Source organism: Massilia sp. BKSP1R2A-1, from assembly GCF_050586525.1.
In the GTDB taxonomy this organism is placed as follows: domain Bacteria; phylum Pseudomonadota; class Gammaproteobacteria; order Burkholderiales; family Burkholderiaceae_D; genus Telluria.
The window spans coordinates 1-26,194 of record NZ_JBOBRE010000003.1; the positions used below are offsets into that span (position 1 = coordinate 1).

Sequence of the window (26,194 nt, forward strand, 5' to 3'; positions counted from 1 at the left end):
CGATCAGGGCGTACGCCCGTTTTCTGCCGCAAACCGGGCTGTTTGGAGCATTCTTGCTGCTGGTCTTGCCGAGGACTGGAAAACGGTCGGCCAAGGCTATGGCGCTTCTATAGGCTTCAGGATAGGCCGTGAGCCGTACAATTCGGCTTACGGATCCAGCTGAAGAGTTTTTACACAGGCTGGGCCGACAGCTGGCGTCCAGTTTATGCCACCGTAGCGCACATCGAGGCGGAATGAATGTTGGACTTAAACGTTTTTTGTCCGCCCACGGAGGGCAGGATCCGAACCGAAGCGGACGTCTTTGCGGATTCATAACACTCTCGAGAAAGTCTAGTGACTAAAAGGGCGACGGAATACCATGGCTGAGCAGGACCGCCCTATAGTTCGACATCAATTCAGACAAGCTCTCTACGACATCTCTGAGTTCTCCCGCAGCCTCTTCGCTCAGAACATCAGCTTCAGACTGCACAACCAAGAGGGACTGGAGCATGATGCTTAGGGAATCACCCTGGATGAGGCATCCCGGGAAATGTCGCGAGAGATGTCGTATTACGACTGCTTTTGACTCATCAGAGAATACTTCGACTTCTTCGCGACGCATACAACTCCCATTGATGAGCAAGCCTAAATGACCGGTGCAGCACGCTGACGATCGACTGGTTCTTGCCGAAGGCGGCCAATGAGCTCAGCATAGCAGCTCGCCAACTCCGAAACATCGCAGACCGTCACGAGTGACCGGAACCGCCCCATTGCGGACGATGGAGCTACGTTTCTTAGCCGGACATAACTCTGGGATATCTAAGCCGGACACTGCTCGTAACTGCACCATCGTCACTGGCATTGGGCTCCGGGGTCGAAAGCCCTGGCATCGGCTGGACAAAGGAACTAAAACATCCCGGTTCCCGCGATGGCGAGCGTAGTGAAATGAAAAGGGCGTTGCGGTCGTAAACCGAGCAACGCCCTATCCAGCTAGCGGGTCATCTTGACCCAGGACTCACATCTTCCAGCGCATGGCAACCGACACCGACCGTCCAACCTGGACCGTACCGAAATTGGTCAGCTGCTCATTCCCCGCATTACCGAAGTGGTAGTACTGCCGCTGCATTTCATTCGTCAGGTTGATGGCGCCGACATCGACCGACATCCTGTCGTTGACCTTGTAGGAGATCTGCATGTCCACGCTCTTTTCCGGCTGACGCCAGATACCGATCGGATTCGCAAACAGGGCTGCTTCGTTGGCAGCCAGGAAGGCGGAACGCCAGACATAGGACAGGCGCGCGCTGACCGGGCCCTTCTCGTAAGCCAGGGTGGCATTGTAGGAGCGGTCGGACACCCCGAAGAACGGTGATTCAAGCTGGGCGATGATCTCGCCGGCACTGTTCGCCTCGGGAACGTTCTGCGACGAGCTGAGTCGGGTGAAACTACCCTGGAAGCCCAGGCCTTCGAGTGGGCCCGGCAGCCACTTCGGGAAGTAGATCAGGCCGAGCTCGATGCCTTTGATCACACCGTCGGACGCATTGACCGGCGAGTTGATGACGTAGTCATAGCCGTTCGTGTGGTCGCCGCCCGAGGTCGAGTTGCGGAACGGGTCGTCCGCCGGATCGACGTGGATCCTGCGGCGCAGGGGCACGACCAGGCCGTCGATCTTGCGCTTGAACACAGTGCCGTAGAGCGCGCTGTCCTTCTGGAAGTACCACTCGCCCGTCAGGTCGAAGTTCGTCGAGAGCGTCGGTTTCAGGTCCGGGTTGCCGCCGGTGCCCGAGCCGTAACCCACCCGCGACACGTCGTCGGCGAGTTGCAGGACCGGGTTCAGATCGCCGAAGTTAGGACGGCGCAGGGTTTTACCGAAGTTGAAGCGCGTCACCACGTCCTTGGTCGCATCGTAGGTCAGGGTCAGGCTCGGCAGGAACTTGTCGGTCGACTTGCTGGCGCCGGACGGCGTGACTGCCTTGGTGGTGGCGTCGACCTTGTAGAAGGTCATGTCGGTATCGACCTTGGTGTAGCGCACGCCGACGTTGGCGCGCAGGCGATTGCCGAACAGCTCGCTTTGGAAATTCCCCATCAGGTAGAGATTGCTCGTCTTTTCCTCGACCTCGAAGGTCTTCTGCAGCCTCAATTTGTCCGTGGTGAGGAAATTGCTGTTGACCGAGTTATAGAGCTTGCGCCAGTCGTCGATATGGTCGCGGATGTAGTAGGCATTGGGTTCCACCCATGCGCGCGGAACGTCCGAGATGTCCGTGCCGAAGTTCGAGTTGGTAATCGCGTACTGCGGGCCCAGCGAGGCGAGGTTGCGGCCGAGGAAGGCCGATTGCGTCCGGTTGGCCTCCGACGCCTTGCGTACGTCGTGGCGCATGCCGAACTGGAGCGTCTGCAGTGCGCCCCAGTCGGCATCGAAGACGCCCGCCAGGCTGCCCGTGGCGGCGCTGCCCTTGTTGCGGTTGGCGTTGTCGTAGAACTCGGCCACATTCCACTTGCTCGGGTCGGTCAGGTCGGCATTGTTATTGAAACTGAAGGCCGTATCGCCGCCGGCATTGAAGTCGACGTTGATGGAAGGCGCAACGCGATCGATCCGGGTGGCGGTGAATTGCGTGTCGAATTCGCTCGTCTGGTAGGACAGGTCACCGTCCAGCTTCAGGCGCTCGCCAATATTCCATTTGCCGTTCAGGGCGTACACGAAGGAATCGGTCTTCGACGTGGTGTAGTCGCCGCTGTTGAAGCCATAGACGTTATTGACCTTGCGGGTCTTGATGACGTTCGTTCCCGGGAAGGTCGTGATCGTCCCCGCAGGGTTGCTGCCGAGATCGCCCCACCAGTCGACGAAGCTGAACAGCAGCTGGTTGAAGGTCTTGTCGCGATAACCGTTGTACATCGATTCGAAGGTGTAGACCGCATCGCTGTTCGGTTTCCACTGCAAGGCGATATTCGCGGCAGGACGCTCCCGTTCTCCCTGGACGTCGCTCTGGAAAATGGCGTCGCGCGCCAGGTAGTAGGGGTAGGCCTTGCCGTTGAAGTTCAACGTCGAACCCGCCGCCATCGGCAAGCCGGTACGGGTACCCGGGGTCCAGATATTGTTGTCGGTGATGCGCTGCAGAGGCGTATAACCTGGCGGGACTTCGGCCGCATTGGGGCTGGTGAACGGCACCATGGCGCCCGGCGTCACGCTTTCATTGCGGTACTTCGTCTTGGTACCCGCCAGGTTGACCAGGGCGCCGACTTCGCCGATGCCGGTTTCCCAGCGGTTGCTGAACATGGCGCTGACTTGCGGATTCCACTTTTCCGCAGGATCCAGATAGGTTTCACGCGCGGTAAGCGACACTTGCGGCCCCTTGAAGTCGAAGGGCCGCAGCGACTTGACGTCGATCTGGCCGGCGATCCCGGTTTCCAGCTGGCTGGCGTCGCGCGTCTTGAAAACGTCGATCTGCCGCACGAGGGTCGAAGGAATGTCCTGGAGCGCGACCTGCGTGCCCGAGGCGGTGAAAATATTGCGGCCGTTCCAGGTGGTCTGGACGTCGGGCAGGCCACGGATGGACAAGGCGCCGACTTCCCCGCCGGCGCGGTTGGTGACCTGGATGCCCGTCACGCGCTGCAGCGCTTCGACGACATTGTTGTCAGGTAGCTTGCCGATGTCTTCGGCGACGACCGACTCCACCACCTGGTCGCTGATGCGCTTGACTGCCAGGCTCTTGATGAGCGATGCCTTGACGCCAGTGACGACCACGGTCTGGGTGTCGCTCGGCTCCGTTGTATCGGCGCTTGCCTGCGCCCACACCGAGGTGCTGCTGAGCAGACCGGCGCCCATCAGTGCAGTCACGGTCCGCTTCAAGGCTAAAGGACGTGCTGATGCTTGCGATTTCATACGTCTCCTGAATTTTTTAGTTATGGGTAATTTAATTCTTAGACTGGCATTGCTGTAGATCATGGTAGAGACCCACCAATAATCAAGCTAATGATTTTTTCTGGGTTTCCAATATCGGTTTTGATATCACACCAGCCTTTGAAGCAACAAAACCGTCCGAAGAACTCAGCAGGCGTGTGAGTCTCGTCCGTCAACGGTTGCCTGGCCGCTGGCAATGCGCGCGTCGCCGATGCGAAATGAGATCTACTCAAGATCGAAAACACCAAAAGAAACGGGCCTCGAGAATGAGGCCCTTCCGTCGGTAACGTGGAGCGGGGGGTCGAGCACTTGAACGCGCTTGCATCGGGGTCCATTTGTGCAATTTGCTTGTCGGGCGCCTGCCTATCGTCACGCGCGCGAGATACTGATCGGCCCGGCACGTCCCTCGTCAGGCCAGTCAGCGGAACGACCGATGCGCGCGCGCTGTGGCCAGTCTCGCACCGCTGGCGGCGCAGCGTCGCACCGAAACGAACATCGGATGACCCGCGCCGCAGCGCACTGCATGCGCGGCTCACGGCAATGCCTCATCCATCACCCTGCCTGGCCGGATCGGACCGCCGTGTCGCCGATAAAGAAGCGCAGCATCTCTTCGCTGGCATTGGGTCCGCAGGCATCGGTGCAGCTGCCTCGCGGGTTGCCACCCGACCAGGCATGGCCGGCGCCGTGCACGGTCCACTGCTCGGCCAGCACGCCGCCCGTGCTTTCGCGGTGCACCGCGCGGGTGAACTCACGTCCGCCGGTCCGGCCCGTTTGCGCCACCATGCCGACGCCGGCGTTCCTCGCCTGCCCGTGTCGCGCATGGCTGTCCAGGGCCTGGCGGACCACATCGCTGCTGTTCCTTCGATGGACCGTGAGGTCGGCATCGCCATGGGAGACGATGACGGGCACGACCGCATGCAGCGAGGGTGGCGGCAGCGTGGACGGAACCGCCCCGGTACGCATCGCCAGCAGCGCCCCGGCGTCACTGCCCGCGCTGCCGTGCGCCAGCCCGGAGTGGCAGCCAACGGCGCTGAACAGGTCCGGATACGTACGCCCCAGGATGACCGCCATGGCGCCGCCGGCCGACAGGCCCGCGACGGCGACGCGCTCCGCATCGACAGCATGCTCGGCCATGATGCGCCGTGTGAGCCCCGCGATCAGCGCCGGCTCTCCCTCGCCGCGCAGTTGATGGGTCCGGTCATGCCAGTTCCAGCACCTGTTCCAGTGTGCGCTGCAGGACTGTTCGGGATACAGGACCAGGCAACCATGCTCTTGCGCGAGCGTATTCATGCCGGTGCCGGCGGCAAAATCGGCAGCGTCCTGGCCACAACCATGGAGCATGACGATCAGCGGCATGGGACTGCGTTCGCCGCCTGGGATGAACAGGCGGTAGTGGAGCGCACGCTCTTCCTCCTGGTGGAAGCCGTAGGTGAAGCGGCTACCGGCGCCAGGCGCGGCGGGCGCGCCGGCCCAGAGACGGGTCATCGATGACCAGGCGTCGAAGAAGGTAGTAAACATGGTTCGCTTTCCCCAGTGAGGTGATGAAAATGTGTCGCCCTGACGAAAGCGGCGGCGCGACCGTGTGGTCAGCGCCGCCGCAAGGCTCGCCCCCCGGGGCCGGGGGGCGTGGTGAAGATTAGCGTGAGGTCGACGGCGCCTTGTTTCCAGCCTGGCCGTTGCCGCCTTGCGGATTGCCGGGGTTGCGCGACGGACCAGCCTGGCCATCCGGCTTCGCGCCTGCGCCTTCGCCCTGGAGTTCACTCAGGTATTGGGCGCCGATGCTGGCGCCTCGCTGCGCTTCCTGCACGAAGGCCTCGCGCGAGCTCTTCATGGTCTCCTCCTGCTGGCGCAAGCTCTTGTCGGTCGCTTCGGCCGACACACGGGTGACTTCGTCGGCCAGCACGCGTGCGGTACGGGAGGTTTCCTGCACATGCTGCTCGCTCGCGCGGCTCAGGTCGACCTGGGTGGTGGCGGCGAGCTGCGACAGCTGCTGCTGGTAGGACCGCAGCTTGTCGGTGGCAGGCTGGGCGCGCGAGGCCGCCGCCGACAGCGCGTCGGTGGGACGATCCGCCGTCAGCATGCGTTGGGCAGTGCCGGTGGCCTCCTCGAGCAGGGACTGGCCAAGCTGCATGTTCAGCTGGAAGACCTGCTGGAAAGACCGGGAGACGGTTTGTGACAGTTCGTTGAGGAATGCAGCCTGTGCGTCCATATGCGAGCGCACGGCGGGATTGACGGATTGGGGGAACGGATACATGGAGTACCTTTACAAGGAATGGAACGGGATGGGCATGCGGACGCCGGACGCAGTGCGTTGACATGTCTGGCGGGAATGGCAGCACGGCAGGTGCCGTCTGGAAGAGGACGATCTGGGTAGATCGCATTTGACCTTCACACTATGCGCTCTTTTTTTCCTTCGTGCGGCCAAACTGAAAATCTATTTTCGGGGAATGTCAGGCGGCAAAACATTGTCTGGAGAATGCATCCACAAAGCGCGCTCAACGCAGGCAACTGCGCTTTTGCAGGTACATTTCGCGGTCGGCCAGCGCCTTGCCACCGGCCGGATTGCATTCCACCGCACCGGCACGCACCGCGAGATAGCAGGTGCGCTCCTGCATGAGGTTAAATGCATGCAGGTTTTCCCGCGGTCGGGCCAGCATCTCACGCGGATCCGCATCGTCGAGAACGAAGGCGGTGAATTCATCGCTTCCCATGTGGCGCGCTCCGATTTCAGGCGACATGGAGCAGCACGGCAATGTAATGGCAGGCGCTGCCGGCGAGGACGGCCAGATGCCAGATCCCGTGGCCGTTGCGCACCTTGTGGTCGGTGGCGTAGAACACTATGCCGCCTGTGTAGAACAGCCCGCCGGCCGCCAGCCAGGCGAAGCCGGCGCGTCCGAGCGCGCCGACCAGGGGTCCGGCAGCGGCCAGGGCAAGCCAGCCCATCACCAGGTAGACGACGAGCGACAGGACGCGTGTCCCGCTGGTCCGGCAAAGCTCCTGAAGGATCCCGAGCAGGGCCAGCGACCACACCACGCCGAACAGGGTCCAGCCGAGGGTCCCGCGCAGCGTCACCAGCGTGAACGGTGTATACGTGCCTGCGATCAGGAGATAGATGGCGCAATGGTCCATCTTGCGCAGCACGTCCTTGGCCGGGCCACGCGTGCCGTGGTAGAGGGTGGAAGTCAGGTACAGGATCAGCAGCATCGACGCGTAGACGCTGCAACTGGCAATCTTCCAGGGGTCGCCGCCCTGCGCCGCCACGGCAACCAGGACCATGCCGAAGACGGCCGCGAGCACGGCGCCCACCGCATGGGAGATGCTGTTGAAGCGTTCACCGTAATACATGAGCCTCCAGGACGCCCGTGGCGAGGTGCAGCGGCGCGTCCGGAATCAGCCGCGGGGGTGGCGCCGGTAATCGGCGCCTGCGGACTCGATCAGCGTCCGGGCCGGCTGCGATCTCCAGTGCCGGGAAACATAGATACCGTGCTCCTCCAGCTCCCCGGATGCCGGCACGGTGTCGTGCGCGTCAACGGCCGCGGCGCCGGCGCCATGTCCGGGCGACGCCGGTTCCAGCTGCTCCCACCGGAACCTGACGCGCTCGATGACGGCGCAGATTTCCTCCCGGCTGGCGCCGCACTGCGCCAGGTAGGGAACGATCTCTTGCGCGACCGCTTCCCACTGGACGAACGTCTTGCTTGGAAACTCCAGGACATTTTTCATTGCGTGGCCCGCATGGTGGATGTGATTCACCCCACTATGCGCCGCGCCGTCCGCGGACGGGAGAAAAAAGTGTAAGCATTTCCATCGAAGCGATGGACCCGGCAACATTCACATGCGGGAATGCAGCATCGTCCCCATCCTGGCGGCGTCGATCGGCCTGCTGAAGAAGTAGCCCTGCCCTTCGCCGCAGCCGTGCAGCTTGAGGAAGTCGAGCTGCGCCGCATTTTCGATGCCTTCGGCAATGACACGCTGGCGCAGGCTTCGTCCCATGCCGATCACGGCGCTGACGATGGCGCCATTGCTGTTCGCATTCCCATCGATCGCGCGGACGAAGGACTGGTCGATCTTGAGCACATCGATCGGGAATTTGTTCAGATAGCTCAGGCTGGAGTAACCGGTGCCGAAATCGTCCACGGCGATCTCCACACCCATTGCCTTGAACTTCGCCAGCAGGCAGGCGCTGGCCGCGACGTCGCGCATCAGCACGCTCTCGGTCAGTTCGAGCTGCAGGCAGGCCGGATCGGCGCCGGTTGCCTCGAAGATCGCCAGCGCGTGGTCGAAGAAATCGCGGTGCCGGAACTCCATGGCGGACACATTGATCGCGATCGACACCGGCGCCACCCCGCTGTCGCGCCAGCGCACCGCTTGCGCGCAGGCTTCCCGCAATACCCACCGTCCGAGGGGTACGACCAGGCCGCACTCTTCGGCGATATGGATGAAGCGCTCCGGCGCCACCAGTCCCCATTCGGGGTGATCCCAACGCAGCAGGGCCTCGACGCCGGTGATCGCCCCGCTCGCCAGGTCGAGCTTGGGCTGGTAGTGCAGTGCGAACTCGGCGCGTTCGAGCGCCCGGCGCAGGTTGCTTTCGATGAGCTGGCGCTCGACGGCGCGCGCATTCATGTCGTGGCGGAAGAACTGGTAGCCGTTACGGCCGCGCTCCTTGGCGTGGTACATCGCCGTATCGGCATTCTTGATCAGGGAGGCGGCATCCACGCCGTCGAGCGGAAACACACTGATGCCGATACTCGTGGAGGTATGCAGCTGGTGCCCGTCGATCAGGAAAGGCGTCGACATGGCGATCAGGATCTTCTCGGCCGCCAGCGCCGCATCGTGGGCGCGCCGCTCGTCGGCCAGCAGGACGACGAACTCGTCCCCGCCGTGGCGGCTGACCGTGTCCGAGGTGCGCACGCAATCGAGCAACCGTGCGGCGACGGCTTGCAGCAGGCGGTCGCCAACCCCGTGGCCGAGGGAATCGTTGATGTGCTTGAACTTGTCGAGATCGAGGAACAGCAGGGCCGGACAGGTACCGCTGCGCCTGGCCGAGGCAATGGCCTGGCTGATCCGGTCGTTCAGGAGGACACGGTTGGGCAGGTTGGTGAGGAAATCGTGCTGGGCGAGGTGCTTCATCTTCGTGGTCAGCGCGACGGTATCAGAAATGTCACGGAAGACCATGACCGCGCCGACAAGCTGGTTGTCCCAATCGAAGATCGGCGCGGCCGAATCCTCGATCCGCCTGCTTTGGCCGTGCCGATCCAGCAGGATGACCTCGCCGCTCAGGCCTTCGGACAGGCCGCCCTGCAGTACCGTTTCCACCGGATTGGGCACCGCGCTCGTGCCGTCGCCTTCGCCGTCGACCAGGACGAGCACTTCCGCGATCGGCCGCCCCCTGGCTTGCTCGCGCGTCCACCCGGTCATCAGCTCGGCGGCGACGTTCAGGTAGTCCACCTGCCCGAGCATGTCGACGGAGATGACCGCGTCGCCGATCGAGTTCAGCGTGATCTGCGCGCGCATCTGGGCGGCGTACAGCTGCTGCTCGACCTTCATGCGTTCGATGACGTTGCGCAGCGCTTGCGGCACCAGGCTGTTGTCGAAGTAGCCCTTCGCCAGCCATCCCTGGGCGCCGCGCCGGACCGCCTCCCGGGCCTCATTCTCCTGTTCGAGCGTGCACAGCGTCATGATTGGCGTATGGCGCGCCGCCGCATGGACGGGTTCGAAGCTGGCCAGTCCGCAGCTGTCCGGCAGACCCAGGTCCAGCAGGATCGCGTCGATCCCATGCTGCCCGATGCGGTGCAGGCCGCTCTCCAGGGTCGGAACGTCCTCGACGACGAAGGGTCCGTCGGCGGCGTTTCCCAGCGCATGGCGCAGGGTGCGGACATCGTCGGGATTGGGGGAAATGATGAGGATCCGGTTTGCCCCGGCGCTTCCGGAACGCGCCGGCGCCGGCGCCGCGCCCGGATGCGGCACGGCGACGCCCGGCTCGCTGAAGGCCCCGGCAAGCAGATCCCGTTCGAAGGCCAGCACCCATGCGGTGGCATCGCCGATCGGGTACTCCCTGCGGCGGCCGGTCGGCTTGAAAAGGATGTCGACAAATCCCTTGATCGGCGACAACTCGTCGCTGCCGGGGTCGGTGAGATCCACTTCGCGCAATTCAAAATCCAGCGGATCGATGGAGCGGGCGCGCAGCACTCCCAGGTAGCGCCCCATTTCATCGGTTTCGATCAGTCCCATGGCTGGCTCCTCAAGGCCGCTCGGCGTCGATACGACCCATGCTAGCACGATGCACGGCTTATCGCGTGTGCCGCCTCAGCGGGTCCCGTAGATGCGCCGGCACAGGGAGCCTACGCCGCGTGGACGTGCGGCCGCCCTTGTTTTACCCGCCGTGGCGCATCGCAGGCGCATTCGCTTCATCGGGATCGGCTGCGCGCAATCCAGCGATTTTCCTATACAGTGTCTTCCACGAGGAAGAGAATGCAATGAAAATGACAAACGAGGTCACGCTCGGCGCCGACGTGTTCTGCTTCGAGGATGCTGGACGGTTCGCCGAAGCGTGTGCGTGGATCGAGGAACATGGCTGCGATACGGCGCGGTTCCGGGACGCTTTTCCGGAGGCGCGCGCGGTGAGCACCCATCCCTACGGCTCGGGCAATCCGCGCGCCAGCTGAGGCGCGGCGGGCCGCTGCCGGCCAGGTCTGCGCCCAGGGCGGCCAGCGTGGTGTGCTTCACTTGCCATGGCTGCGGCGCTGCCCGCCAACGCCTTCCTGCCGCACTGCTCAGTCACGCTGGCCACCCTGGGCCTTGCGCATCAGTCGGGCTCACGGCAGGCGCCGCGCATGCCGGAACATGGCGTAGCGCTTGAGCAGGTCGTTGATCAGCTGCTCCCTGGTATAGCCGGTCACGTCATGCTGCTGGTCTCCCTCGGAACCGGAAGCGATGGCGCGGTAGTGCCGGCTGTCCGCTTCCATCCCCTCGCTCTCCGTCCAGGCGAAACTCGGCGCCCGGAAGCTGCGTGCCCGCACCGCGTAGCGGAACGCTTCGCGCTCTCCGTGCGGGACGGTCAGCGCGAGCCGGTCTTGGCTCTCCGCCAGGGACGGCACCAGGCCGCTCTCGCGGAACTGGGCGGCGACCGCGTCGAGGGCGGGGCGCGCCGTCTCCGCCAGGAAGGTGGAGATCGCGCGCCGGTCGTAGAAGCTGGTGATGTTGGCCAGCCGCTGCTGCCAGCTCAGGTCGACGTCGGGCGCCGCTTCGGAGGTACTGGACAGGTCGATCGGCGTGCCTGCCGATTCCGTCTGCAGCGCCCGCAGCAATCCGTAGCAGATGAAGATCATGATCGCCGCGAACGGCAGGGCGCTGGCCAGCGCCGCCGTCTGCAGGGCCTGCAGGCCGCCGGCCAGCAGCAGGACCGCCGCCACCAGGCCGGCGCAGGATGCCCAGAAGATGCGCTGCCAGACCGGCGGATTGGGCGCCGCGCCCGAGGTGATCATGTCGATGACCAGCGCGCCGGAATCCGCCGAGGTCACGAAGAAGGTAATCACCAGCAAGGTGGCGATGCCCGACGTGATCAGCGAGAACGGCAGATGCTCGAGCACCTCGAACAGCGCCACCGGCAGGTTGTCGGCGACGGTCTGGACGATCGGCGCGGCTCCGCCCAGGTCGAGTGCGATCGAGGTGTTGCCGAACACCGTCATCCACAGGAAGGTGAACAGCACCGGCACCAGCAGGACGCCGCCGACGAACTCGCGGATGGTCCGCCCGCGCGAGATGCGCGCGATGAACATCCCCACGAAGGGCGACCAGGATATCCACCAGCCCCAGTAGAACAGGGTCCAGTTGCCGAGCCAGGCATTCGGCTCGTAGGCGTACATCCGGAAGGTGCGCTGCACCACCGCGCCCAGGTAAGCGCCGATGTTCTGGACGTAGGCCTCGAGCAGGAATACCGTCGACCCCGCCGCCAGGACGAACAGCAGCAGTGCGATCGCCAGAATGATGTTCAACTCGGACAAGCGCTTCACCCCCCGGTTCAGCCCGGTGCCGGCCGAGAGCGTCGCCAGGCCCGTGATGGCCGCGACCAGCAGGATCTGCACCTGCGGCGAGACCGGCAGGCCGAACAGGTGCGCGAAACCGGCGTTGACCTGCAGCACACCGAAACCGAGCGAGGTCGCCACCCCGAACATGGTGCCGAGCACGGCGAAGATGTCGATGGCGTGTCCGATCGGCCCATGGATCCGGTTGCCGATCAGCGGGAACAGGCTGGACCTGAGCGTGAGCGGCAAGCCGCGGCGGAAGGCGAAATAGGCCAGCGCGAGCCCGACCACGATGTAGATCGCCCAGGCGTGCAGGCCCCAGTGGAAGAAGGTCAATACCATGGCCTGGCGCGCCGACTCGACCGTACGGCCCTCGCCCACCGGGGGCGTGGCGTAGTGCTGGATCGGCTCTGCGACGCCGAAGAACAGCAGGCCGATGCCCATGCCCGCGCTGAACAGCATGGCGAACCACGACAGGTAACTGTATTCGGGCTCGCTGTCGTCCGGTCCCAGCTTCACGTCGCCATAGCGGCTCATCATGAGGAACAGCACGAAGACCAGGAAGAAGGCGACTGCCAGGATATAGAACCAGCCGAAGTCGCGTACGATGCCGGCCTGGAGCGCGTCGAAGGCGCTGCCGACCCGCCGCGGGAACAGCGCGGCGGCGGCGGCGAATGCCAGGATCAGTACGGCCGACACGGCGAACACCGGCGGGTTGACCTGGATCCAGGGACGACGGTCGATGGGATTGTGCTGTTCGGGCTTGGGGGAAGACATTGTTCGCACCTTTCTTCGATGTCTGCTGAGGAAGGCCTCAGAAGTAGTAACCGGCTTGCAGGTTGATCCTGCGCGTGAAGCCCTCATGCGCGGACGAGGTCGCGGCCAGCCCGCCGGCATCCGGCGACAGGTAGGGATGATGTTTGCCGAACATCAGGTCGGTGTAGAACGTCCACTTCCCCGCAGAAAAGCTCAGTCCGCTCACATTTTGCACGGAATCCCTGAACGGGCCGCTTCGCTTGCGCAGGTCGGAATAGTCGTTATAGAGCCTGAAGTCGTGGAAGGGCCCGAGCCTGCCGGGCAGGTCGTAGCTGATGTTGGCGATCCGGATGTCGCCGGCGGACGCCACCGGGAATGGATAGCCGAAACCGCCGAGCATGACGAAGCTGTTCGGATCGAGTCCGGCGTAGGTCTGGTCGGCGCCGTGCGCGGTGCGGTAGCGGTAGCGCAGCGCCTCCAGCATCACCCGGAAGCGCCCGAATTGTCCCCGGTAGTGCAGCGCCAGGGCGCGGCGCCGCGTGCCGGCGCCGCGATCGTTGCGGATCTCCCCGCTCAGCCCCGAGACGCCGAGCTCATGGCGGCCGTCCGACCCGGCATGCCACGCGATGCGCCCCACCAGGGTGTTGCGTTCGCGGTCGCTCTGGCCCGTCCCGTAGCCCTGCTCGGCGTCGTCAGGGACGATGTTGTAGGAATAGCGGTTGGATGCCTCCGCCGTGTTGGACCCGCCGCCATACGCGCCGCCGTCGCGCGGAAAGAATGCCAGATGCCATTGCACGGGGCCGGGACGGCTCGCATAGCTCAGGCCCAGGTCGTACTTGTCTTCCAGTCCCGCATAGAAGGCGATCGATTCGTAAAAATTGTTCGATGCCAGGGGCAGGAGGCCGAAGGGATTCCGATCCAGTCCGATGTGCAGCTCGCTCTGGTCGCTGAAGCGCACCCCGGCCCAGCCATGGTGCAGGAAATGCTGCCAGTAGCCGCCCTGCCCTTTCGGGAAATTGTTATAGCGGTACTGGGCCGATCCGATCAGCCTGCCGTCGTCATAGTTGACATCGAGCCGGGCCGTGTCCAGGCCGAAGAAACCGCTGCGATAGGTATCCTGCCAGCTCTTGTGGACGTAGTTGAAACGAATGGCGCCGCCAAGCGTCAGCGGCGCCTTCAGGGCGTCCTCGGCCCGGGCGCTCACGCAAAGGCATCCCATCAGCCCTGCCAGGACGAAGCGCAGCGCCGGAGCGCGCCTGTCGGTCGATGTCGTCATGTCTCTCGCCTCCCTTCATCCTGGACCGGCTGCACCGGTCGATGTTCCGGACGAGCTGGCAGCTGGATCTTCGCCAGTGCGCCATACAACGGCGGGCTGAGTATGCGCGACAGCGTGCTCGCCACCAGCGCACACGCCATCAGGCTCAGCACCATGCTGTGTCCGTCCACCATCTCCATGACGATGATGAAGGCCGTCAGCGGCGCCTGCGTCGCGGCCGCGAGGAAACCGACCATGCCCAGCGCGATCAGGGCCGCGCCATGCGGGTAGCCGGTCAGCTGCGCGATGTCGTGGCCGAGCGCCGCCCCGATCGACAGGGATGGTGCGAAAATCCCGGCCGGCACGCCCGACCACGCCGTCAGCCAGGTGGCGACGAACTTGAACAGCACATAGCCGCCGGGCAGGCTGGCCCCGTCGTTCAGCAGGGAGTGGGTGGCTTCGTTGCCGCTGCCATAGGTCGCGCCGCCGCTGAGGATGCCGATCGCGGCCACCGCCAGGCCGCATCCCGCGGCGAACCGGATCGGATGGCGTGCGCGCCAGCGGCTCGGCAGGTCGGGCGATCGTCCGCCCAAGCAGCTGACCAGCAGGCGCGCGAACACGCCGCCGGCCAGGCCGCAGGCAAGCGCCACCAGCAAACCGGGCAGCAGGAGCGGCATGCCGATCGGGCCGGGGCGGATCACGCCGAAGTGGGTGCCGTTGCCGTACACCGAGACCGCCATCAGGCCCGCCAGCACGATGCCGGCGACCAGCAGGCCGCTGTTGCGCTGCTCCGGCGCCCGCGACAATTCTTCGATGGCGAACATCACCCCCGCCAGCGGTGTGTTGAACGCCGCGGCGATGCCGGCCGCGCCGCCAGTCACGAGCAGCGAGTGGGCCGTGATGCCGCTGTGGCGCGGCAGCCAGCGCCGCGCCAGCAGCATGATGCCGGCCGCGATCTGCACCGACGGCCCTTCGCGTCCGGCGGACATGCCGCCCAGCAGGCTGGCGGAAGTCAGCATGATTTTCGCCAGGCTCAGTCGCAGCGAGACCAGCAGGGGCCGGCGCCCGCCGGACAGCGCCGGATCGAGGGCCGCCATCACCTGCGGGATGCCGGAACCGGCCGCCCCGCGGGCGTAGCGCCGCGTCAGCCACACGATGGCGGCGCAGCACAGCGGCGTCCACAACAGCGGCGCCCAGCGCGACGCGGCGTTGACCTGCAGGAAGATGGCGAATGCGCTTTCGGCGATCCAGGTAAAACCGACGACGACGAGCCCGGCCGCGGCGGCCAGGCTGACGACCACGATCCGGGTTTGCCATAGCCTCGGCGAGGTAATTTCGCGCTTGAAAGCGCTGCGCACGTCGTGCTGGGTCGTTTCGGGCGGCATGTTCGCGAAGGGTGGCAAAGGCGCTATTTTACATCTACATTTGCACAAATGCTTTTACTGCGAGTTCCGCGCAGCCCCGGCATGCTCGCAGCTGGCCGCGCTCCGGCGCCATTCTCGCCCGCGGCCCGTCTTCGCGGCGCCCGTCTCGGTGCACCGGGCCGGGAACAATGACGCGCCACGGTTCTCCAGCGAACCGACCGCTCCGGACCGGGGGCGCACACTGTCCTCGCAACGCGCATCGCGCACGGCGGCCGTCGACGTCAACCCCTTACCGGAGTAGCCTGGGACATGCGAAACCGTTTTGAATTCCTGCTCAACCGCCTGCGCGAACGGCTATGGGTCAAGCCGCTGATCGCCTGCATCCTGTCGGTCTGCGGCGTCGCGCTGGCGCATTTCGCGGATGAGATCCCGATCGACTGGAAGGTGCCGGAGATCGCCCAGGGTTCGGTGATCGACCTGCTGAAGATCATCGCCGCGAGCATGCTGGGTGTGGCCACCTTCGCGGTCGCATCGATGGTCTCGGCCTATGCGTCCACCGGGCAGTCGGCCACCGCGCGCGCTTTCCCGCTGATCGTGGCGGACGACGTCTCCCAGAACGCGCTGTCGGTCTTCGTCGGCGCCTTCATCTACGCCATCGTCGCGCTGAGCGCGACGACCAATGATTATTTCGGCAAGGCCGGCCGCTTCACCCTGTTCGCCCTGACCCTGCTGGCAATGGTGGCGGTAATCCTGGTATTCGTGCGCTGGGTCGACAGCATCGCCCGCCTGGGCCGCCTTGGGGCCGTGATCCAGAAGGTCGAGCAGGCGACGGCGCAGGCCATCGCGCGGCGCCGGCGCACGCCGTGGCTGGGCGGCGTCGCCGCCTCCGGCCTGCCGGCCGGGCTGGCCGTCCACAGCGAGCGCATCGGCTACCTGCAGCGGGTCGATCTCGCCCGCTTGCAGCGCATCGCCACCGACTGCAAGCTGCGCATCACCCTGGCCGTGCTGCCCGGCGCCATGATCGCCCCCTCCCGTCCGCTCGCGTGGATCCTGCCCGATTCCGGCGACAGCGGACCGCTGTCGCCGGCGGACATCGAGAAAGCCTTCACCATCGGTCCGCTGCGCCAGTTCGACGACGATCCGCGCTTCGGCCTGGTCGTGCTGGCGGAGATCGGCGGTCGCGCGCTCTCGCCCGCCATCAACGATCCGGGAACGGCGATCGCCGTCCTCAGTGCGCTGCACCGGCTGCTCGCCGCCTGGGCCGAGCCTGCCGAAGCGGACGCGCCGGAATGCGAGCGCGTGGCGGCGCCCGCCCTGCTGCCTTACGACATGGTCGACGATGGCTTCACGGCGATCGCGCGCGATGGCGCCCACCTGGTCGAGGTGGCGATGCGCGTCCAGCGCGTGCTGGGCGAGCTCGGCGCCAGCGACGACGCCGCCATGCGCGCCGCCGCGCGCCGCCATGCCGAGCTGGCGCTGGCGCGTGCGGAGCGCGTGCTCGACTTCGCACCGGATCTCGCACAGGTACGCGCCCTCCATGCCGGCTACTGGAGCCAGGCCACCGATAAAACGACGTCCGATGCCTGAATTCCTCCCTGTCTTCCTGGTCGTCACTGCGGTGATCGCCTGGTTCAACGCCCGCTTCCTGCGCCTGCCCTCGACCATCGGCGTGATGGCGGCCGCCCTAATCCTGTCGACGCTGACGCTGCTGCTGGACCATGCGGGCCTGGGTCGCCCGCGCCAGTATGCCGCCGAACTGTTCGGCAGCATCGACTTTTCCGACGTCCTGATGGAGGGAATGCTCAGCCTGCTATTGTTCGCCGGCGCCCTGCAGGTGGACCTGCGGCAACTGGCGCGCTACCGCTGGCAGGTGGGACTGCTGGCCGTGCTGGGCACCGTGGCCGCGGCACTGCTGGTCGGATTCGGCTTGTATTACCTGCTGCCCCTGGCCGGCATTCCCCTGCCGCTGGCCTTTTGCATGGTGTTCGGTGCGCTGATCGCACCGACCGATCCGATCTCGGTGACCGGCCTGTTGCGCAAGGTGGGAGCGCCGGCGAACCTGGAGACCGTGGTCTCGGGCGAGTCGCTGTTCAACGACGGGGTCGGCATCGTCGTCTTCACGGTGATGGCGGCGATCGCCGTCGAGCACCACCTGCCCGGCGCCGCCGAGACTTCGCTGCTGCTGCTGCGGGAAGCGGGCGGGGGCATCGTTTATGGCGCCGCGCTCGGGACCGTGACCTACTTCATGCTCAAGAGCATAGACAGCTACCAGGAAGAGGTGTTGCTGACGGTGGCGGCAGTCCTGGGCGGATACAGCCTGGCCCACGTGCTTGAAGTATCGGGCCCGCTGGCGATGGTCGCCGCCGGCATCCTGATCGGCAACCGCGGCCGGCGCGATGCGATGTCGGACCGGACCCGCGAGCAGCTCGACCAGTTCTGGGAACTGCTCGACGCGATGCTGAACGCCGTGCTGTTCGTGCTGATCGGCTTCGAAGCACTGGTGCTGCCGTTCTCCGGCCCGTTGTTCGCGGCGGGCATGCTGGCGGCCGGCGTGACGCTGCTCGCACGCCTCCTGACCGCGGGATTGCCGGTAGCGGCGCTCGGCAAGCATTCCGGGTTGCCGCGGGGCGCCTGGCAGGTGCTGACCTGGGGCGGACTGCGGGGCGGCATCTCGGTGGCGCTGGCGCTGTCGCTGCCGGCCGGACCCGAACGCGACGTGCTGGTGACGATGACCTACATCGTGGTGGTGCTCTCGGTGCTGGTGCAAGGCCTCAGCGTGGAACGGGTGGTGCGCAAGGTCGTGCCATGCACCGACTAGCCGCAGGCGCGTCAGCCCGTTTCGTCGCCCAGCCTGCCGTAGGCCGACCGGTCGCCGGCCTGGCGTGCGGCGATGACCGACAGGCTGCCGTCGGTCTCCAGCACGACGAGATCGATATCGTGCAGCGATCCGTACCCGTGTTGCCGCACCGCCCCCATGACCTCGTCGCCCGTGACCTGGACACGCTTGAGCGCTTCGTGGCGCAGCTGCCCTTCCCGCAACAGCACCGTCGGCGCGGTCTTGACGATGCGGCTGACGAAGGACGAGCGCACCGACAGCCAGGTGATCGCCAGCTGCAGCACCACCAGCAGGGCCAGCGCCGCCAGTCCCACCGCCAGGCTGACGCTGCGGTTGACCAGGATGGTCGACAGGGTCGAGCCGAAGGCGACCGTCACCACCAGGTCGAAGGACTTCGAGAGCGTGCGGTTGCCGCTGGCGCGCAGCAGCACGACCAGGCCGGCGTAGGCCGCGACGCCGACCACGATGACGCGATAGATATTGTGCCGGCTCTCGAACCACATGCTTGCCTCCGTTTGCGGGTCTTGCGCTCAGCGCTGCGGGCCGTGCGCCTCGATGTCGGCGATCAGCGCTTCCATCTCGGCGATTTCCCTGCGCTGCGTCGCGCCGATCGCATCGGCCAGCTTGCGCACCCGCGGATCGGCAATGCGGGCGCGTTCGCTGGTCATGATGGCGATCGAATGATGGGGGATCATCGCGCGCATGTAGGCGACGTCGTCCACGGTCGCCTGGCTGCGCACCAGCCACAGCGAGGCGGCGAACAGCGCGGCCGCGCCGGCCAGGATCGCCGCATTCGTCCGCTTGCTCGGATACATGCCCAGCATGAACATCAACATGACGATGGCCATGGCCGCTCCCATGACCAGGGCCATCCAGGCGCGGGTCTGGCTGAAATGCACATGCGCCAGTGCGTAGGTATTCAGGTACATCAGTCCGTACATCACCAGCGTCGAACAGCCGATCATCAGGCCGAAGCGTCCATACTTTCCCATGATTTCCTCCAATGCCCCCTCAGGGGCGATTCAGGCGCCAGTGCCGGCGGCCGGCTTGCGCGGGCGCGCCGCTCCCGCCTGCCAAGCGCGCTGCAAGACCGAGTGCATTTGTACAATAATGGTAGCAAGCGCCGCGTATCCCGGGCACGCGTTTGCGCGGGTGCGGTCTTCCACGCCGGGAAGCACGCGCGGCGCGGGCGCCGGCGACTTAGCCCCCGTCGCCGGTCCCTGTCTTCTCCCTGCATTGCCGGGCCGGCGCCGGCACGTCGCCCGGTCCCGCCGGCCAGCCTTCGCGTTGCCGGCGCCGGTCCCCGTCCGTCGCTTCGGTCTGGTCGTGGAACAGGATCTGCTGGGTGGGATAAGGAAGGTCGATGCCATGCTCCGTGAGCAGCGCCTTGACCTTCTCGAGCACCTGGTCCTGCAAGGCAAGGGCATCGGCGCGGCGCGGCGGCTTGACCCACCAGCGCATCCTGAGGACCACGCCGGCGTCGGCATAGGCAAGCAGCAACACGTCCGGGGCCGGTTCCGGCACCACGTCCGGCAGGCTGTGCAGCGCCTCCAGCATCAAGGCCTTGGCCTTTCCGATGTCGTCGCCGTTGCCGACCACGACGTCATACTGGAGGCGGCGGGTTGCATAGGCGGTGTTCACGATGAAGGTGCCCTTGTACAGGTCGGCATTCGGGATCACCACCAGGCGTCCGTCGTAGGTGCGCATCTTGGTGGCCCGCGTCTCGATCTGCTCGACCGTCCCTTCGTAGGCGCCGAAGACGATCTGGTCGCCGATCCGGAAGGGTTCGGTCAGCAGGATCAGAATCCCCGCCAGGAAATTTTCGAAGATATCCTTGAAGGCGAACCCGATCGCGATGCCCGTGATGCCCAAGGCACTGATCAGGTTTCCCGGCGTGAAGGATGGAAACGCAATCGTGACCGCCAGCAAGGCGCCGAGCAGGAGCAGCACCCATTGGCTGAGGCGGCCGAGCACGATGACCAGGTTCTCGTGGTACCTGCCGGTGTTGATGCGCTGGACCAGGGCGCGCAACTTGCGCGCCGCCAGGATGAACACCATCAGGACCAGCAGGGCGACCACGATGTTCGGCAACAAACGCATGGCGCTCATGCCGAGGGCATGCATGCGTTGATAAGCAATTGCGATTTCTTCCGACATTCTTTGCGATCTCCCCGCCCAGCCCTGTGAAGGCCGGGTCAGCCATGCAGGCGGCCGGACACATTTGTGCAATGATGGTATCAGGCAGCACCGATGCGCCGCACCCGCTTCGTCCGGAGAGATTGATGCCTGGGGGGCTGGGAGGGCTGGCGCCGGCAGCGGTGGATGGAGAAACAAAAATGGCCTCCGTGAGGGAGGCCAGTTTCGTCTTGCGTCAGCACCCGGGATCAGGTGTGAGATATGCTGGAGGCGAGGACGGGAGTCGAACCCGTCTAGACGGCTTTGCAGGCCGCTGCATAACCGCTTTGCTACCTCGCCAGATTTCATCTTAAGCTAGCTGATCCGGCGGGTTATGTGCCGTATCAAGCGAGAAGAACGATCTTCTCAAGAATTCTGGAGCGGGAGAAGAGTCTCGAACTCTCGACCTCAACCTTGGCAAGGTTGCGCTCTACCAACTGAGCTACTCCCGCATTGGAGTACAACGTGTCGTAAAACCTTTTGGAGCGGGAGAAGAGTCTCGAACTCTCGACCTCAACCTTGGCAAGGTTGCGCTCTACCAACTGAGCTACTCCCGCATTGGAGTCTTACTATCTACTGCGCCTGTCGCGCCGATTCACCGCTAGGCAAACTGGAGCGGGAGAAGAGTCTCGAACTCTCGACCTCAACCTTGGCAAGGTTGCGCTCTACCAACTGAGCTACTCCCGCATTCAGGACAATCATTATTACAGAACTTTGACATTTTTTCAAGATTGCCTATCGTGCAGAGCACTGGTCATCTTGAAATTTTGGAGCGGGAGAAGAGTCTCGAACTCTCGACCTCAACCTTGGCAAGGTTGCGCTCTACCAACTGAGCTACTCCCGCTTCGTCTTTCATTCTGCAACGATGTCGTCGCAACAGGCAGGCATTATAGAGATTCTATTCCGTACGTCAAGGATGACACCGAACATTTCTTGTTTCGCAAAAAACCGTTAAAGCGAACCGGCTTTCTCCTTGATCAGCGGCCAGGCCTTGCGCAGGTAGTAGAACATCGACCACACGGTCAGCACACCCGCGAGCCACAGGAAGTACTCGCCCCAGTAGTGGGTGTCGATGCCGAAGATGACATCGTGGAAAAGGAGCATCGGGATCGCCGTCATCTGGGCCGCGGTCTTGATCTTGCCGAGCGAGCTGACGGCCACCGATTTGGTGGCGCCGATCTGCGCCATCCATTCGCGCAGCGCCGAGATGGTGATCTCGCGGCCGATGATGATGAAGGCGATGATGGCGTTCACGCGGTCCAGCTGCACCAGCACCAGCAGCGCGCCGGCCACCATCAGCTTGTCCGCCACCGGATCGAGGAAGGCGCCGAAGGCCGAGGTCTGGTTCCAGCGGCGGGCCAGGAAGCCGTCGAACCAGTCGGTAATCGCGGCGATCACGAACACCAGGGTGGCCGCCAGGTTGCGGTCGGCCAGCGGGAGCCAGTGGGCGGGGAGGTAGAAGACACCGACAACGAGGGGAATCAGCGCGACGCGTAACCAGGTCAGGAGAATCGGGATGTTGAAAGGCATGGAAAGAGCACTGATTGCGGGAATGAAAGTGTGGGCGTTAGTCTACATGGGTATTGCAAAACGGACTAGGTGACTCGTCTGTATGTGACGCCCAAAAGAAAACCGGGGTCGAAGCCCCGGTCTGAAATCAGTCGTAGGGTGGGCAATCCTATGCCCACGCGTTCAAATGGCAGAGGCGTCGCGGCTTGCATCCGTAAGTTGAACGCGTGGGCGGAGGACCGCGGGGCCGCCCAGGCCCACCCTGCAAACTCAGCAACTCACGAGTGACTGGCATGCGCCCATGGGCCGCGGCCTGGAATCAGTGCAGCTGCCGGTAAATCTCTTCCGCCAGCGTACTCGAAATCCCCTCCACCGACATCAGGTCTTCCACGCTGGCGTCGATCACGCCGCGCAGCCCGCCGAAACGCGCCAGCAGGCGCTGGCGGCGCTTGGCGCCGATGCCTTCGATCTCCTCCAGGCGCGAAGCCTGCCGGGCCTTGGCGCGCTTGGCGCGCATGCCGGTGATGGCAAAGCGGTGGGCCTCGTCGCGGATCATCGCGACCAGCATCAGGGCAGCCGATTCCTTGCCCAGTTCCTGCGGCGCGCGGCCGTCGGCGAAGATCAGGGTCTCCAGGCCCACGCGGCGGCCCTCCCCTTTCGCCACGCCGACGATCATCGAGATACTCAAGCCCAGCTCCTCGAACACCTGGCGCGCCATCTCGACCTGGCCCTTGCCGCCGTCGACCAGCACGATGTCCGGCATCACGCCCTCGCCGTTGGCCACCTTCTCGTAGCGGCGCTGCAGCACCTGGCGCATGGCGGCGTAGTCGTCGCCCGGCGTGATGCCGTTGATGTTGAAGCGGCGGTATTCGCCGTTCTGCATCTGGTGGTGGTGGAAGACCACGCAGGAGGCCTGCGTCGCTTCGCCCGCCGTGTGGCTGATGTCGAAGCATTCGATGCGCAGCTCGTCGAGCGTGTCCTGGTCCAGCTGCAGCACGTCCGCCAGCGCGCGGGTGCGCGCCTGCTGCGAACCCTGCTCCGACAGCAGGCGCGCCAGCGCGATCTCGGCGCCCTTGCAGGCCATCTCCAGCCACTGGCGGCGCTGGCCTTGCGGCTGGAAGATCAGGTTGATGCGGTGGCCGCACTGCTCGCTCAGGGCCACGATCAGCTCCGGCTGGTCGAACTCGATGTTCAGGATCAGGGTGCCCGGGATGAACTGGCCCGCGTAGTGCTGGGCCAGGAAGGCGCACAGCACCTCGGTCTCGATCGGGCAGTCGCCCAAGGGTCCGCCCAATGCGTCGCCCACGTGGGTCGGGAAGTAAGCGCGGTCGCCCAGGTGACGCCCGCCGCGCACCATGGCCAGGTTCACGCAGGCGCGGCCGCCCTGCACCACCACGGCGATCACGTCGACGTCGGCGTCGCCCACCGTCTCCATGCTCTGCGCGTGCAGCACTTTCGAGAGCGCCTGGATCTGGTTGCGGATGCTGGCGGCCTGCTCGAACTTGAGCTCCATCGCGTAGGCCTGCATCTTCTCCTCGAGGTCCGCCAGCACCTCGGTCTGGCGCCCGCGCAGGAAGCGCGCCGCATTGTCGACGTCGCGCGCGTAGTCTTCCGGCGTGATCAGGTCGACACAAGGAGCGCTGCAGCGGCCGATCTGGTGCAGCAGACAGGGACGCGTGCGGTTGCTGTACACGCTGTCCTCGCAGGTACGCAGCAGGAAGACCCGCTGCAGCAGCTGGATCGATTCCTTGGCCGCCCAGGCGGAAGGGAAAGGACCGAAGTACTGGTTTTTCTTGTCCAGCGCGCCGCGGTAGTAGCCCAGGCGCGGCGCTTCGCCGCCCGTGATCCGGATATAGGGATAGGACTTATCGTCGCGGAACAGGATGTTGTAGCGCGGCTTGAGCGACTTGATCAGGTTGTTTTCCAGGATCAGCGCCTCCGCCTCGCTGCTCGTCACCGTGGTTTCCAGGTGCGCGATCTGCGAGACCATCATCGCGATGCGCGGGCTCGAGAGGTTCTTCTGGAAGTAGCTCGAGACGCGGTTCTTGAGATTGCGCGCCTTGCCCACGTAGAGCACGTTCTGGTTGGCGTCGAAATAGCGGTAGACGCCGGGCAGCCCGGGCAGCTTCGCCACCGTCGCCAGCACCTGCTCGCGCGCCGATTCGCTCGGCTGCACGGGTTGCGCGGCGTCGCCCTTCAATGTCGCTTTCAATTCTTCTTTCATCGCCTGCCAACTGTCCGGCCGCACGCGCGGCGCGCTTGATTCCTGCTTCCTGATCCCGGGTCTGGCGGCGCCGATACGCGCCGGCACAGGCATCGCCGCCCCGCCACTCGCCACATGGGCGACCGCCCCCTCGCCCCCTGCGGGACCCTGCTCTTCCTTGCTCACTTCCTGCTCACTTCTACCTTATGCGGCCATGTCCCTGGTGACGATCACGAAGGCCACCGCATAATCCGCTTCGTCGCTGATCGATACCTGCGCGCTCAATCCATTCGCGCGCATGAATTCTTCCAAAGCCCCGCTGCACACGATGACCGGCTTGCCGCCGGGCGCGTTGAGCATCTGGGCCGAACGCCAGGTCATGGGCATGCGCATGCCCAGCCCGATCGCCTTCGAGAATGCTTCCTTGGCCGAGAAGCGCGTGGCCAGGAAGCGCAGTCCGCGCACCGCGTGTTTCGCGCTGCGTGCGTGGTATTTCGCCAGTTCCTCGGGGCCGAGGATCTTCTCGGCGAAGCGCGGCCCACTGCGCGCGAGCGCTGCCTCGACACGCGAGATCTGGACGATGTCGGTGCCGATCCCGTAGATCATCTCACTTCCCCGATCCATACGAAACGCCCAGGCGCGCGGCGACCATGATGGCCTTCATCTCGCGCACCGCGTTTTCCCAGCCCGCGAACAGGGCGTGGGCGACGATGGCGTGACCGATGTTCAGCTCGTGGATGTCGGGGATGGTCGCGATCGGCTGGACGTTCGTGTAGTGCAGGCCGTGGCCGGCGTTCACGCGCAGGCCGCGCGAGGCGCCCGCATGCACGCCGACCTTGATGCGCTCGATCTCGCGCAGGGCCTCTTCGCCTTCCGCTTCCGCGTAGCGGCCCGTGTGCAGCTCGATGACCGTCGCGCCCACGTTCTTCGCGGCCTCGATCTGGGCCTCGTCCGCATCGATGAAGAGCGAGACGCGGATGCCCTCTTCCTTCAGCTGTTTGACGGCCGCTTCCACTTCCTTGTAGTAGCGGATCACGTCCAGGCCGCCCTCGGTGGTCACCTCTTCGCGGCGCTCGGGCACCAGGCACACGTCCTGGGGCTTCACGCGGCAGGCGAAGTCGATCATCTCGGTCGTGACGGCCGCTTCCAGGTTCATGCGGGTGGCCAGCTGCGGGCGCAGGGCCAGCACGTCCGCGTCCTTGATGTGGCGGCGGTCCTCGCGCAGGTGCAGGGTGATCAGGTCGGCGCCGGCCTGCTCGGCCAGCAGCGCGGCGCGGATCGGGTCCGGATAGCTGGTGCCGCGGGCATTGCGCACGGTGGCGATGTGGTCGATGTTGACGCCCAGGTCGATGACCGGGCCGGCGGGTTGCAGGAAGCTCATGGGTACCTTGTTATAACTGGCTGAGGTCGATCAAAATCTGGCGCGTGTTCAGCGGCGCGCCGTTCAGGTGGTGGGCCAGCAGGAAGCGCATCAGCTGCTTGCTCTGCGCCTGGGTGGCCGGGTCGCTGTAGTCCTCGCCTTCCATGTCGAGCAGGGTCTTGCCGCTGACGACCGGCCAGACGTCGGCGGGCAGCGCCTCGCGCGCGCCTTTCTCGGGGTCGACCACGTAGTCGCATGCCGGGTCCACGGGCCCGCGCGTGGTCGTGCAGCGCCCCAGGTCGGCGGCGACGCCCGTTTCCTTAAGTAGGGCCCGTTCGAACTTTCGCAAGACGATGGGAGCAGGCTCGCCATGGGCCAGCTGGTTCAGTGTCGAGACATAGTGGTCGAACAGGGCCGGATGCTTGTCGTCGCGCGCCAGCAGCTTCACCAGCAGCTCATTCAGGTAGAAGCCGCACAGCAGCGCCGTCCGTTCCAGCGGCAGCATGCCGCCGACCCATTCGGCATCGATCAGGGTGCGCAGTTCCGACTTGCCGCTGAAGGAGAGCGAGAGCGGCTGGAAGGTCTGCAGCACCCCGCGCAGCTTGGACAAGGGCCGCTTGGCGCCCTTCGCGACCACGCCCACGCGGCCGAAGTCGCGCGTGAACATGTCCACGATGAGGCTGGTTTCCTTGTAGGGGTAGCTGTGCAGCACGAAGCCGGGCTGGCCCGTCACGCGGGTGTCGCGTACGGGTGGGCGGCTGCGCTTGGCAGTCGCCGGAACCTGTTTATCCAACTGGGGTTCCGGCGTATCGATGAGGTCGTCTGTGCTGGGCATGCGCTC

The 26,194-nt window shown here is 65.1% G+C and carries 22 protein-coding genes and 5 tRNA genes; 3 read left to right on the plus strand and 24 right to left on the minus strand.

Translation table 11 applies throughout. The features are described from left to right. Nucleotides 1–337: 337 nt before the first annotated feature. The 8 genes from ACQ7JA_RS05535 to ACQ7JA_RS05570 all read right to left on the minus strand — a co-directional run bounded on the left by ACQ7JA_RS05535 (nucleotide 338) and on the right by ACQ7JA_RS05570 (nucleotide 10,102). On the minus strand, nucleotides 338–601 hold the full coding sequence (locus ACQ7JA_RS05535; protein ID WP_430895406.1) for a DUF6959 family protein: 264 nt from the start codon (nucleotides 599–601) through the stop codon (nucleotides 338–340). A gap of 393 nt (nucleotides 602–994) precedes the next feature. Beyond that, nucleotides 995–3,811: a TonB-dependent receptor gene (locus tag ACQ7JA_RS05540; protein WP_430895408.1), complete on the minus strand. Its 2,817-nt coding sequence runs from the start codon at nucleotides 3,809–3,811 to the stop codon at nucleotides 995–997. A 615-nt stretch (nucleotides 3,812–4,426) separates the two neighbouring features. After that, nucleotides 4,427–5,392, minus strand: coding sequence for an extracellular catalytic domain type 1 short-chain-length polyhydroxyalkanoate depolymerase (locus tag ACQ7JA_RS05545; RefSeq protein ID WP_430895410.1), 966 nt, complete (start codon nucleotides 5,390–5,392; stop codon nucleotides 4,427–4,429). Nucleotides 5,393–5,510: 118 nt separating this feature from the next. Further along, nucleotides 5,511–6,128 (minus strand): phasin family protein, encoded by a 618-nt coding sequence (locus tag ACQ7JA_RS05550; protein ID WP_430895412.1) that lies wholly within the window; start codon nucleotides 6,126–6,128, stop codon nucleotides 5,511–5,513. 241 nt (nucleotides 6,129–6,369) lie between these two features. Then, nucleotides 6,370–6,585 carry a hypothetical protein gene (locus tag ACQ7JA_RS05555; protein ID WP_430895414.1) on the minus strand — a complete coding sequence of 72 codons (216 nt, stop codon included), beginning with the start codon at nucleotides 6,583–6,585 and terminating at the stop codon, nucleotides 6,370–6,372. Between the two features lie 16 nt (nucleotides 6,586–6,601). Further along, on the minus strand, nucleotides 6,602–7,219 hold the full coding sequence (trhA, locus tag ACQ7JA_RS05560; RefSeq protein WP_430895416.1) for a PAQR family membrane homeostasis protein TrhA: 618 nt from the start codon (nucleotides 7,217–7,219) through the stop codon (nucleotides 6,602–6,604). A 45-nt stretch (nucleotides 7,220–7,264) separates the two neighbouring features. Beyond that, on the minus strand, nucleotides 7,265–7,594 hold the full coding sequence (locus ACQ7JA_RS05565) for a hypothetical protein (RefSeq protein WP_430895418.1): 330 nt from the start codon (nucleotides 7,592–7,594) through the stop codon (nucleotides 7,265–7,267). Nucleotides 7,595–7,702: 108 nt separating this feature from the next. Continuing rightward, nucleotides 7,703–10,102: a putative bifunctional diguanylate cyclase/phosphodiesterase gene (locus ACQ7JA_RS05570; RefSeq protein WP_430895420.1), complete on the minus strand. Its 2,400-nt coding sequence runs from the start codon at nucleotides 10,100–10,102 to the stop codon at nucleotides 7,703–7,705. A gap of 245 nt (nucleotides 10,103–10,347) precedes the next feature. Here ACQ7JA_RS05570 and ACQ7JA_RS05575 point away from each other — a divergent pair, with 245 nt between their 5' ends. Beyond that, the gene (locus tag ACQ7JA_RS05575; protein WP_430895422.1) at nucleotides 10,348–10,536 is read left to right on the plus strand and encodes a hypothetical protein; all 189 of its coding nucleotides are present in this window, start codon (nucleotides 10,348–10,350) and stop codon (nucleotides 10,534–10,536) included. Between the two features lie 150 nt (nucleotides 10,537–10,686). On the opposite strand, the gene ACQ7JA_RS05580 is transcribed toward ACQ7JA_RS05575, so the two are convergent. From ACQ7JA_RS05580 to ACQ7JA_RS05590, 3 genes are read right to left on the minus strand one after another with little or no spacing between them, the layout of a single operon-like run. Continuing rightward, nucleotides 10,687–12,672 (minus strand): BCCT family transporter, encoded by a 1,986-nt coding sequence (locus tag ACQ7JA_RS05580; RefSeq protein ID WP_430895424.1) that lies wholly within the window; start codon nucleotides 12,670–12,672, stop codon nucleotides 10,687–10,689. Between the two features lie 37 nt (nucleotides 12,673–12,709). After that, the gene (locus tag ACQ7JA_RS05585) at nucleotides 12,710–13,927 is read right to left on the minus strand and encodes a hypothetical protein (protein ID WP_430895426.1); all 1,218 of its coding nucleotides are present in this window, start codon (nucleotides 13,925–13,927) and stop codon (nucleotides 12,710–12,712) included. Then, nucleotides 13,924–15,291 carry a chloride channel protein gene (locus ACQ7JA_RS05590; RefSeq protein ID WP_430895428.1) on the minus strand — a complete coding sequence of 456 codons (1,368 nt, stop codon included), beginning with the start codon at nucleotides 15,289–15,291 and terminating at the stop codon, nucleotides 13,924–13,926. Before ACQ7JA_RS05590 ends, ACQ7JA_RS05585 begins: the two co-directional genes overlap by 4 nt. Nucleotides 15,292–15,579: 288 nt before the next feature. Between ACQ7JA_RS05590 and ACQ7JA_RS05595 the strand changes: the two genes are divergently transcribed. After that, a complete protein-coding gene (locus ACQ7JA_RS05595; protein ID WP_430895430.1) occupies nucleotides 15,580–16,857 on the plus strand; it encodes a DUF2254 domain-containing protein in 1,278 nt (425 codons plus the stop codon). Further along, nucleotides 16,850–18,088, plus strand: coding sequence for a cation:proton antiporter (locus tag ACQ7JA_RS05600; RefSeq protein ID WP_430895432.1), 1,239 nt, complete (start codon nucleotides 16,850–16,852; stop codon nucleotides 18,086–18,088). The genes ACQ7JA_RS05595 and ACQ7JA_RS05600 overlap by 8 nt, the downstream gene beginning before the upstream one ends. A gap of 11 nt (nucleotides 18,089–18,099) precedes the next feature. Here the strand turns inward: ACQ7JA_RS05600 and ACQ7JA_RS05605 are convergent, their stop codons facing one another. The 13 genes from ACQ7JA_RS05605 to recO form a co-directional block, all read right to left on the minus strand. Then, complete coding sequence (locus ACQ7JA_RS05605; protein ID WP_430895434.1) at nucleotides 18,100–18,609, minus strand: DUF421 domain-containing protein; 510 nt, start codon at nucleotides 18,607–18,609, stop codon at nucleotides 18,100–18,102. Nucleotides 18,610–18,636: 27 nt separating this feature from the next. Next, on the minus strand, nucleotides 18,637–19,098 hold the full coding sequence (locus ACQ7JA_RS05610) for a DUF305 domain-containing protein (RefSeq protein WP_430895436.1): 462 nt from the start codon (nucleotides 19,096–19,098) through the stop codon (nucleotides 18,637–18,639). Between the two features lie 208 nt (nucleotides 19,099–19,306). Then, complete coding sequence (locus ACQ7JA_RS05615; protein WP_430895438.1) at nucleotides 19,307–20,263, minus strand: mechanosensitive ion channel family protein; 957 nt, start codon at nucleotides 20,261–20,263, stop codon at nucleotides 19,307–19,309. Nucleotides 20,264–20,507: 244 nt separating this feature from the next. Beyond that, nucleotides 20,508–20,581 (minus strand) — tRNA-Cys (locus ACQ7JA_RS05620). A gap of 76 nt (nucleotides 20,582–20,657) precedes the next feature. Further along, nucleotides 20,658–20,733, minus strand: a tRNA-Gly gene (locus ACQ7JA_RS05625). Between the two features lie 29 nt (nucleotides 20,734–20,762). Then, nucleotides 20,763–20,838: transfer RNA gene (locus ACQ7JA_RS05630), tRNA-Gly, on the minus strand. Between the two features lie 54 nt (nucleotides 20,839–20,892). After that, nucleotides 20,893–20,968, minus strand: a tRNA-Gly gene (locus tag ACQ7JA_RS05635). Nucleotides 20,969–21,049: 81 nt separating this feature from the next. Next, nucleotides 21,050–21,125, minus strand: a tRNA-Gly gene (locus tag ACQ7JA_RS05640). Between the two features lie 107 nt (nucleotides 21,126–21,232). Beyond that, a complete protein-coding gene (pgsA, locus tag ACQ7JA_RS05645; protein ID WP_430895440.1) occupies nucleotides 21,233–21,811 on the minus strand; it encodes a CDP-diacylglycerol--glycerol-3-phosphate 3-phosphatidyltransferase in 579 nt (192 codons plus the stop codon). Between the two features lie 298 nt (nucleotides 21,812–22,109). Continuing rightward, nucleotides 22,110–24,014, minus strand: coding sequence for an excinuclease ABC subunit UvrC (gene uvrC, locus ACQ7JA_RS05650; protein ID WP_430896102.1), 1,905 nt, complete (start codon nucleotides 24,012–24,014; stop codon nucleotides 22,110–22,112). 183 nt (nucleotides 24,015–24,197) lie between these two features. Continuing rightward, entirely contained in the window at nucleotides 24,198–24,599 is a 402-nt protein-coding gene (gene acpS, locus ACQ7JA_RS05655; RefSeq protein WP_430895442.1) for a holo-ACP synthase, read from the minus strand. A gap of 1 nt (nucleotide 24,600) precedes the next feature. Beyond that, nucleotides 24,601–25,374, minus strand: coding sequence for a pyridoxine 5'-phosphate synthase (locus ACQ7JA_RS05660; RefSeq protein ID WP_430895444.1), 774 nt, complete (start codon nucleotides 25,372–25,374; stop codon nucleotides 24,601–24,603). 10 nt (nucleotides 25,375–25,384) lie between these two features. Further along, nucleotides 25,385–26,188: a DNA repair protein RecO gene (gene recO, locus ACQ7JA_RS05665; RefSeq protein ID WP_430895446.1), complete on the minus strand. Its 804-nt coding sequence runs from the start codon at nucleotides 26,186–26,188 to the stop codon at nucleotides 25,385–25,387. Nucleotides 26,189–26,194: the final 6 nt, after the last annotated feature.